Source organism: Streptomyces sp. NPDC048269 (assembly GCF_040652395.1).
In the GTDB taxonomy this organism is placed as follows: domain Bacteria; phylum Actinomycetota; class Actinomycetes; order Streptomycetales; family Streptomycetaceae; genus Streptomyces.
Genome location: NZ_JBEZLW010000094.1, coordinates 1 through 7,602 on the forward strand (window position 1 = coordinate 1; position 7,602 = coordinate 7,602).

The window sequence follows — 7,602 nt, forward strand, 5'->3', positions numbered from 1 at the left end:
GCTATCTCACCCCACTCGAGACACGGCAGCGGCACGAACAAGACCACACCCTCGCAGCGTAAGAAACGAGTGTCCACGTATGCGGGGGAACTTCAGACACCGAACGCCGCCTCGCCGTGGCCGTAAGCATGTACGGAATGCGTTTCGACGACGACGTCCCCGTCGGCGCCACCCTGGACGTCCTCCGCGGCATGGAGGGGCAACGCATGAAAGCCTTGTACCGCCTGCTGGCCCAGCAACACGGCATCGGCAGATTCCGCCGCAACTACCACCCCGACCAGTGGCATGAACAGGACCCCGTCAACCTGGCTCTCTCCGCAGCAAACACCTGCCTCTACGGCATCGTGCACGCAGCACTCATCGCCCTGGGCTGCTCACCCGCACTTGGCTTCGTCCACGCCGGCAAGCAACACGCCTTCGTCTACGACATCGCCGACCTGTACAAAGCCGAAGTGACCCTGCCTCTGGCCTTCGCCCTCAACGACTCGGCCAACCCAGAGCAGGACGCCCGCCGCAAGCTCCGCGAAAACCTTCGCCTCATTCAACTACTGCCCCGGATTGTCCGGGACGTACAAGCCCTACTCAACCCCGGCCTCGACACCGACACCGAGCAGGCACGGACAGACCGCCACAGTGTCGACATCGTGCATCTGTGGGATCCCAAAGCGGGAGTCCTGCCGGCAGGCGTCAACTACGCGCGAGAGGCGCACGGCTGACATGCCCTCCATGGTTGTCCTCGCCACCACTGCTGTACCTGACCACCTCCGTGGCGCCCTCAGCCGATGGACCACGGAGGTGGTTCCAGGAATCTTCGTAGGCAGCGTCTCAGCAAGAGTGCGGGACGAGCTATGGACACAGGTCACGGCCGTCGTTGAAGACGGACAAGCAGTCTTCATCCACCCGGCCTCCACTGAACAGGGGTACGCACTGCGAACTGCCGGCACCCGACGGCGCATTCCGGTCGACTTCGACGGTCTAACCTTGATCAAGATGACAGGAGCAATACAACCCACACGGGCAAAGAAGACGCAAAGCACCTAGAACGACGCATGTCAGAAAGTGCTCCCCGCCGACGCGGGGGTGGTCCGGAGGCTGCAGGATGGCGACTGCCACTGCACAGGTGCTCCCCGCCGACGCGGGGGTGGTCCGTCCTTCCAGTCGAGACCGACCTGCACGGCGCCGTGCTCCCCGCCGACGCGGGGGTGGTCCGTCGTTCACGGCACTCGAGGACGACGACACCACGTGCTCCCCGCCGACGCGGGGGTGGTCCGCCTCACCCTAACTTTGATGCCTCTCAGCCGAGCCCAGGCATCGACACCGGATGGTGTGGAGCGAGCGGGGCACATGCGCAAGGCGGGTAAGGGGAGCCGGATGGCCCGGTGCGGGTGCGCTGCGGCAGGCCGATACTCGATGCTTCCGCGGCTGCGGGCATCGAAGCCGGACCCCTCGGTGACGGCCTGGCCGACAGGTACCCGGCCGACATGAGTGATCGTTTCCGCGGTGAATCCGGGCGCCCGCAGGGGTGAGTTGGCAATTCATGCCCTGTCGCAGACCATGCGAGCCGCGCTACACCCCCCAGTGATCAAGAACCTGATGCTGCGCAGCCTGCCCGCGATCACGCTCTCTGCCCTGCCGCCCGTGATCAGCCCGTTGCTGCGCCGCCGGAGCATTTTGCTCCAAGCGGCTCTCCCCGCTGACGCTGGCGTACATCCACTCCGTACTCAAGTCGGCCCTGGAGCACGCAGTGCGCGAGGAGGAGATCACGCGCAGTGTCGCCCGTAACGTCCGCACGGGTACACCGCGCCCGCGCCGCTTCGAACCACTCACGGCCGACGAAGCCCGCCAGATCCTTGCTGCCGCTCGCAACGACCGCCTGCACGCGCTGTACGAACTAGCCCTCCGCACCGGACTCCGCAAGGGCGAAGTCCTCAGACTCCAGTGGGAAGACCTCGACCTCGACAAGGGCACTGCTAGCATCCGCCGCACACTCCAGTACACCCAGACGGGCGGGCTCACCGCCCTACCCAGCAAGCCCCGGGCATCCGAACGCCGTATCGCCCTCCCCGGCGAGTGCATCCACTCGTTGAAGGAACACCGTGAAGCACAGGAACGAGAACATGAGGCGGCAGCGGAAGGGTGAAGGGAAAACGGCCTCGTCTTCAACACGCCGGCAGGAGGGCCGGTCGATCCTGCGAACCTCAATCGCAGCTTCCGAAGCCCCCTTACTCAGGCAGGTCTCCGACGCATCCGCTTCCATGACCTACGACACGCCACCGCCACCCTGCTCCTGAGCAAGGCGTCGAACTTGTCGTGATCAAAGAACTCCTCGGCCACGCCCACATCGGCGCCACCGCCACCGTCTACCCCCACGTCCGACTCCGCCTCCAGCGCGACGCCATCGACCTCCTCGGCCGCACTCTCTACGACTCTGCCGAGACTGCCAACCAGCCTGACGCCGGCGACAACCTGCCGCATCGCGCACCCCACGTCCACTGACGTTGCCGTCAACTACTGCCGTCAGAAACCCCAGTGGCCCCGCCGGAATCAAATCCGACGGGGCCGTTGCGGTATTCCTACACGCCAACTATGGCGGACCAGAGTAACGCCATCAAGAACGCGACGTCTTCTCTTCGTCTGGCTTCGCCCCTTGGTTTGGATCTCTAATTAGACACGCCAGGACGGATTCTGCGGACTCATCCAGAATGGCGATCACGCGCCACGAATCACAGATTATCGAAAGAAGGCCAACTCGCCCTTCGGTACGACTGAGGGCCCAAAATAGGGAATCCCATCCAACTCTCGATTCCCGAAATTCCGGCAGCGATTCAAACCTGTGTCGATAGATTTCCAGTAGCTCGCGTGATCGGGGAAAGGTGACCTCGACATCGACATCCGGGTTGCTGAAGAGGGCCTGCGTCAACCGCTCGACGACTTGCGCAGGAACACCCACGTCAGCCTGCTCAATGAGCTGGGCTACGCTTCGCCTAGCGATCGACTGCACAGTCATCGCGGTCTCCAAACCGGATACGGGTTGCCTTGCATCGGTCCTTCAATCAGAACTTCGAACTCACCCCTCAGATCCGGATCCGCCCACGGCTCATCATTGACGTGGACGTGTGGGCGTCCGGACGGAATTCTACTGTCGAGAACGACACCCACTCCAGTTTCTCCGCGGGTGGCCGCACGGCGAGCCGTAGCTTCACTCGTAGACCAACTCGTGTAAGGGCTTTCCGTATTACCAAGCTGGTGCGCTTCTGCTGAAGCCGTGCCTCCGCGAGGAACAACTGATCCGTCAACTGCAGCGTCAAATCCCGGATGGCCTTCCGGAACACCTCGATAGACAGTAGTTCCGCCACCGCAGTTGTGGACAAGGACCGGCGCAGCCCCCGCCAGCACATAGTACGTGTGGAAGTCGGTGACGGTGAGGTTGTAGGTCTCATGGGTCGCCTGGTAGACGCGAATCCGGATGACGGGTACTGGTGACCCTTCGTCGGTACGAAGTGTCGTACCGGGCTTTAGGTCTCCGGCGTTCTTCCAGGTCTGGTCTGATTCGGACCAGAACGGGTGGTGGTCCGTGGTCGTGATGGTCTTCACGCCGTCGTCCGTTTGGACGCTGACGTCTGCGTACTTTTTGTCGCCCTCGGTGTAGATGGTTGCGGTTACTGTCTTGGTGCCGGATTCGCCGGTCTCGGGGTCGGTGGCGAGTACCTCGTCGCCAGTGACCAGGTCCTCAATGGGCTTGCTTGTGCCATCTGCAAGCAGGACGTCCGTTCCAGGAACGAAGCTATTACACGATGGTGCCGAGGTTGCCGACGGCTTGAACTTTAGCTTGGTGAGGAGTGCGCTGGCCGCTCTGCCGATCACGCTGAGTGCCGCGGTTGTTGCGACTGCTGTGGCGGCGCCCCATATAAAGGCGTTGCCTTCGGCTTTGAGGATGCCTGTGGTGCTGTGGTCGGCGTCCTTGTCCATCCAGTTTGCCGCGGCTGCGCCGGCAGATGCAGCGATTCCTGCGCAGGCAGCCCCTATCGCAAATCCCGCGCCTCCCGTAGCGGCACCAGTCACGAGAGCAGTTCCCGCGCAGGCCGCTCCTGCTGCGAATTCCACGGTGAACGAGACGATTGCTACCTTGTTCTCGTCCCAGAATTTTTTGGTGCTCTTGACTGTCTTGTTGTAGTGGCACTTCACGGACCAGCCGCAGTCCTTGTTCTTGCTCTTGTTGTTGGTGTTTCCTCCGTTGCCCTTGGGGGCGGTGTTATTTGTCGGGGGGCCGCCCGAGGGCGCGGTTTCTGAGGGTGGGGTTGTGCCCTGGTACCAGTGGCCGTTGCCGTCTTCGCGCCACAGGCCTGTGGGGTCTGACAGGGTGATTGGGTTGCCGTTGGAGTAGGTGTACCCGTTCATCTGGAGCGGGTCGGTGATGTCGAGGACGGGGTCGACGGAGATGAAGCGGCCGGTGGTGGGTTCGTATTCGCGGGCGCCGATGTGGGTGAGGCTGGTGGTGTTGTCGTCGTTTCCGGTGCCGAGGAAGGTGCGGCTGCCGGGCCAGTTGGTGGGCTGGGTGCCGCGGGGGTTGCCGTAGGGGTCGGACTTGCGCCTGGTGGTGGGCTGGTTTGTGGTCTGTTCGACGGTGGTGGTGGCGGTGTTGTGGTGGTCGGTGAGCAGGACTGACAGGCTGTGGCCTGTGGTTTTGCCGTTGGTGCGGCGGACGGTGGTGGGGGCGCCGGGGCTGCTGTAGTAGCGGACGGCGTCCATGGCCTGGCCGGCCTTGTTGACGGTGATTTCGGCTTCGCCGAGGTAGAGGGTGCGGGAGCTGCCGGTTTCCTCGATGAGGCGGTTGCCGGATGAGTCGTAGAGGTAGGTGGTGGTGTTGCTGAAATTCCACTGCTGAGCGGGGGTGCCGTGGCAGTCGTAGATGTCGAGGTCGTTGCCCTCTGCGGCGTTGTCGTTGGGGACGGTGACGCATTTTCCGGTGGCCGGGTTGGCGGGGTCCGGCTGGTTGTAGAGAGCCTTGTCGGTGGTCCGGTAGGTGAACTTCTGCTGGGGGGTGCCGTCGCAGGGCTTCAGGCGGGCTTCGCCGCCGATGGCGGTGAGGCACTTTCCGAGGGCCTGGACGGTGTTACCGGTGATGCGCCACTGCTGGGGCTTGGACTCGTTGCAGGACAGCAGCTGGACTGCGGCGTCGTCGGGGTTTGCGCCGGTTTCGACGTCGAGGCATTTGCCGGCGAGGCCGGTGACGGCGACGGCGCCGATGCCGGGGCTGGTGGCTGAGGTGAGTTTGTTGCGCGGGTCCCAGGTCAGGTCCTGGGTGTCACCGCCGATGCGCCGGGTCTTGGTGTTGCCGGTCGCGTCGTAGGCGTAGGTGTTCAGGGAAGTGACCGTGGAGCCCGGCTTGGTCGTGGTCTTCGATGCAGAGGCAAGAGCGTGAGGCTTTTTGACTCCGCCGCCGATGTCCAGGCCGTAGGTGTAGGTGGTCTTCTCGCGTATGGATCCGTTTGTGGGGTCCTTGTCGAGGAGCTGGGTGCGGTTGCCGATCGCGTCGAACTGGTATTCCTGCCAGTAGCCGTCCCCGTCGGGTCCCGGTGTTGCCTGTGTGGGGTCGAGGTCGGTGGGCTGGGTGCAGGCGTCCGTCTTGCCGGTCCAGGCTTTGGTGAGCCGGCCCATGGCGTCGTAGGTGAAGCACTGGCGGTCGACGAGGAGCGGGGACTGCGGCGTGGAGCCGGGCCGGGTGTCGGGCCGGGTCTCGGTGATGGAGGTGGGGTTGCCGACGGTGTCGTAGGTGTAGGAGGTCTTGGAGAGGAGGTTCGGGGCGGTCTCGCGGTGGCTTTGGGTTTCGGCGATCCGGCCGGTGTTCGGGTCGATCGTGTTCGTCGTCCACACACGGTTCGGGGCGCTGCCGGAGGCGGTGCGCAGGACTTCGCCGTAGGGGCTGTAGACCGTCTCAGCGGTGTACCAGGCGTGGCCGGACATGGTCTGGGGCATGCCGTCGGCGTTGTACCGGGTGATCAGCTTCTCGGCTGCGAGGCCGCCGGCGGTTGCCGGGAGGGTCGTCGACTGGACCTTGCCGGTGGGCGTGTAAGTGGTGTTGTAGGCGTAGGTGCCGGCCAGCCCTGTGGTGGCCGTGGTGCTCGGGATCGTGATCTTCGATCCGGTGGGCCGGTACTCGGTGTCGTAGCCGGTGACCTCGCTGGTAAAGGCGTCGTTGCCCACCCAGCGGGTGGAGGCGACGGGCAGGCCCTTGGCGCCGAGGAGGGTGTCGTAGGTCCAGGTGGCGACCTTGGGTCCGGTTGTTGCGTTGTCGTCCCGCAGCTCGGTCTTGCGGCCGAGTGCGTCGTACTTCGTGTACTGGACCTGGCCGGAGGCGTTTGTGGAGGAGACCTGCTGGTCGAGGTTGTCGTAGGTGAAGGTTGACTTGCCCATGTCGGGGTCGTCGGAGCCGGTCATCCGGCCGCGGGCGTCGTAGGTGTAGGCCCAGCTGTTGTTGGCCGCGTCGGTGACCTTGGACAGCTTGTTGCGGAAGTCGTACTCGTATGTGGTGCGATTCGAGGTGGTGAGATCGGTCGCTGTGTAGTGCTCGATCGCGCTGGTGCGGCCGAGGGCGTCGGTGAAGGTCTTGACCGCGCTGCTGCCCTTGAGGGCTGTCTGGCCGTCGGCCGACATTCCGGTACGGGAGAGGGTCCAGTCGCCGCCGTACTGGGCGGTGGTGGAGTCCTTGGCGTCGGTTCCGTGGAAGGTCGTGGTGCGGACTGGGCGGTTGAGGCTGTCGTATGCGGTCTGTGTGGAGTTGAGGACGGTGGTCTGCGTCTCGGGGACGAAGATGTTCGTGTCCGGCTTGCCGTCGGCGAGGTAGTTGTTGTTGGTCTGGCGGACGGTGCCGTTGGCGTTGTAGAGGGTGTCGGTGATCAGTCGGCCGCCGCCCAGGGCTTCGCTCTGTCCCTGACGGGGGCGCAGCAGCCCGTCGTAGATCGCGATCGTCTGCGTATATGTGCCGTCGTCCTCCAGGGTCGCGCTGGTGACGACCGGCGGCTCGTGTTCCACGATCTGGTAGCTGAAGGTGTGGGCGGCCTTGTCGGTGCCCGGTTTCTGCGAGGGCGTCCAGACTGCCGTGACTCGGCCCAGACCGTCATAGGCCGTGGTGACCTTCCGGCCGTTGGCGTCGGTGTCCTCCAGCGGTACGCCGCGGCCCGGGTCGCTCCTGGTCGTGGACGTGTGCCCCAGGGCGTTGGTGCTGGTCACGGAGAACGCCGGACCCGTGGCAGGGCTGTACGCCGTGGTGAGGGGGTTCCCGGCCGCGTCGAGAACCTTGGTGGCGCGGCCGAGTGCGTCGTACTCGGAGCGCGCGGTGGTGATCCAGCCGCTGCCGGCCGAGTCATTGGTGTCGACCTGGTACACGAGCCCCTTGCTGGGGGCGGCACCGAACGCGTTGAGCGCGTCGTAGGAGCTACGGGTTTGCGAGATCAGCTGGCCGGTGGCCTTGTGGGCGCAGTCACCGGCGGTGGTGCGGACACTGTTGTGAAGTTCCCCCGCATACGTGGACACTCGTTTCTTACGCTGCGAGGGTGTGGTCTTGTTCGTGCCGCTGCCGTGTCTCGAGTGGGGTGAGATAGC

2 protein-coding genes, 2 pseudogenes and 1 CRISPR repeat array are annotated in these 7,602 nt (G+C 64.5%); of the genes and pseudogenes, 3 read left to right on the forward strand and 1 reads right to left on the reverse strand.

What is annotated here, in order from left to right; all coding sequences use genetic code 11:
• Positions 1-95: 95 nt before the first annotated feature.
• The 3 genes and pseudogenes from cas1e to AB0D48_RS36835 form a co-directional block, all read left to right on the forward strand.
• Positions 96-716, forward strand: a pseudogene (gene cas1e, locus AB0D48_RS36825) (type I-E CRISPR-associated endonuclease Cas1e); the annotation flags it as partial.
• 1 nt (position 717) lies between these two features.
• Complete coding sequence (cas2e, locus tag AB0D48_RS36830) at positions 718-1,041, forward strand: type I-E CRISPR-associated endoribonuclease Cas2e (RefSeq protein ID WP_362407532.1); 324 nt, start codon at positions 718-720, stop codon at positions 1,039-1,041.
• A gap of 18 nt (positions 1,042-1,059) precedes the next feature.
• A CRISPR array of direct repeats spans positions 1,060-1,271; the repeat unit is 29 nt; unit sequence GTGCTCCCCGCCGACGCGGGGGTGGTCCG.
• Positions 1,272-1,648: 377 nt separating this feature from the next.
• A pseudogene (locus tag AB0D48_RS36835) lies at positions 1,649-2,496 on the forward strand (site-specific integrase); the annotation flags it as partial.
• Positions 2,497-3,003: 507 nt separating this feature from the next.
• On the opposite strand, the gene AB0D48_RS36840 reads toward AB0D48_RS36835, so the two are convergent.
• Positions 3,004-7,533 (reverse strand): polymorphic toxin-type HINT domain-containing protein, encoded by a 4,530-nt coding sequence (locus AB0D48_RS36840; protein ID WP_362407535.1) that lies wholly within the window; start codon positions 7,531-7,533, stop codon positions 3,004-3,006.
• Between the last annotated feature and the right edge of the window lie 69 nt (positions 7,534-7,602).

Excerpts from the sequence above, each read along its gene's own strand:
- cas2e (WP_362407532.1), top strand. The coding sequence starts at position 718 with ATGCCCTCCATGGTTGTCCTCGCCACCACTGCTGTACCTGACCACCTC.